The organism is Streptomyces sp. NPDC059900 (genome assembly GCF_050270335.1).
Taxonomy (GTDB): domain Bacteria; phylum Actinomycetota; class Actinomycetes; order Streptomycetales; family Streptomycetaceae; genus Streptomyces.
In genome coordinates this window covers 1-2,177 of the sequence record NZ_JBNNJZ010000915.1, presented here as the reverse complement: position 1 = coordinate 2,177, position 2,177 = coordinate 1, and the positions used below count along the sequence as shown (strand labels likewise).

1 protein-coding gene is annotated in these 2,177 nt (G+C 71.9%); it reads left to right on the top strand.

Translation table 11 applies throughout. The features are described from left to right. Positions 1–2,177 (top strand): condensation domain-containing protein (locus tag ACQKIP_RS45650; RefSeq protein ID WP_427745693.1); only part of this gene is annotated, 2,177 nt, incomplete at both ends.

The following is a 2,177-nucleotide window of genomic DNA, read 5'->3' as shown; positions in this document are numbered from 1 at the left end:
CCCGAGTACGCGGCCGGCCAGGGACGGGCGGCGGCCACGCCCGTGGAGGAGATCCTTTGCGAGCTGTTCGCCGATGTGCTGGGCGTGGAACGGGTGGGGCCGGAAGACGGCTTCTTCGACCTCGGCGGGGACTCACTGCTGGGCATGCGCCTGGTCGCGCGTATCCGGGCGGTGCTGGACGCGAAAGTCAGCATCCGCGACCTGTTCGGCACACCCTCGCCCGCCGGTCTGGTGCGGCAGCTGGCCGATTCTGTCGAACGCAAGCGACTGGAGCTGCTGCCGCAGCCGCGCCCCGACCAGGTGCCGGTCTCGTACGCACAACGCCGCATGTGGTTCTTGAACCGGCTGGCCGAGGCCGACTCGGAGGCGGCCGGGGCGTACAACCTGCCCCTCGCGCTGCGGATGGAGGGCGCGCTCGACCTGGAGGCGCTCAAGGCGGCGCTCGGCGACATCGCCGAGCGGCACGAGAGCCTGCGCACCGTCTTCCGTGACGCGGATGGCGAGCCGTGGCAGCGGGTGCTGGAGGGCGCTGCCGGACGGCCCGCGCTGTACGTGGAGCAGGCCGCTGCGGAGCGCCTGGAGGAACAGCTCGCGGCGGCGTCGGGCCGCGGCTTCGATCTGAGTGCGGAGCTGCCGTGGCGGGTGTCGTTGCTGACCGTGGCACCGGAGGAGTTCGTACTGCTGTTGGTGGTGCATCACATTGCCTCGGACGGCTGGTCGATGGGGGTGCTGGCCCGGGATCTGCGGGTCGCGTACGAGGCGCGGTGTGCGGGTCGGGCGCCGGGCTGGGAAGCGCTGCCGGTGCAGTACGCGGATTACGCGCTGTGGCAGCGGGAGGCGTTGGGCGATCCCGGTGATCCGGAGAGTGTGATCAGTGGGCAGCTGGCGTACTGGAAGGACGCCCTGGCCGGCGCGCCGCCGGAGCTGGCCCTGCCGGTGGACCGCGCGCGCAGGGGGCAGCCCTCCTTCCGGGGCGGCAGTGTGCCGGTCTCGGTGGAGGCGCACACGCACCGACGGCTGGTGGCGGTGGCTGCCCGGGGCCGGGCGACGATGTTCATGCTGGTGCACGCCGCGCTGTCGGTGCTGCTGTCGCGGATGGGTGCCGGGTCCGACATCCCCGTGGGCACGGGGATCGCCGGCCGCGGGGACACGCAGCTGGAGGGACTGTCGGGATTCTTCGTGAACACGCTGGTGCTGCGGACGGACCTGGCGGGCGACCCGTCGTTCGCCGAGGTGCTGCGGCGCGTCCGGGAGACGGATCTGGCGGCATACGCGCATCAAGACGTGCCATTTGAGCGGCTGGTGGAGGAGCTGAACCCGGCGCGCTCGCTGTCCCGCAATCCGCTGTTCCAGGTGATGCTCGCACTGCAGAACATCCCTGAGGCTGAATGGCAGCTGCCCGGCTTACGCGTCACCCCGCTCCCGCCCGTGGCCGAGTTGCCGGCGCGGTTCGACCTCTCCGTGACGCTGGGCGAGCGGCGGGCACCGGATGGTGCTCCGGCGGGTCTGGGGGGCGGGATTCTCTACGCGGCGGATCTCTTCGACGAGTCGACGGTACGGGCCCTTGGCGACCGTCTCGTACGGGTCCTTGAGCAGGTGGCCGCCGATCCGCAGGTGCGGCTGAGCGAGATCGACGTACTGGGGAGGGGTGAACGGGCGCGCGTGGTCGAGGAATGGAACGCCGGCACCCGGCCGTTCGGCCCGCTGACCGTGCCGGAGCGCTTCCAGGAGTGGGCGGTGCGGGCCCCGGACGTGGCCGCGGTGCGCTGCGGGTCCCGGGAGCTGTCGTACGCGGAGTTGGAGGCGCGGTCGAACCGGCTGGCCCGGTATCTGCGTCGGCAGGGCGTGCGCGGGGAGTCGCGGGTGGGTCTGCGGCTGCCGCGCGGTGTCGACATGGTGGTGTCGATGCTGGCGGTGTGGAAGGCCGGCGGCGCGTACGTGCCGCTGGATCCGGAGTACCCCGCCGACCGCCTGGAGTTCATGGTCGCCTCCAGCCAGGCACAGGTCGTGCTGGACACCGCCGTGCTGGACGACGCGGCGGAGGCGATCGCCGCGGAGTCGGAGCTGCCGCTCGGCATAGAGCTGGCGCACGACCAGTTGGCGTACGTGATCTACACCTCCGGCTCCACCGGCCGCCCCAAGGGCGTCGCTGTGCCCCACCGCTGTCTCTTATACAC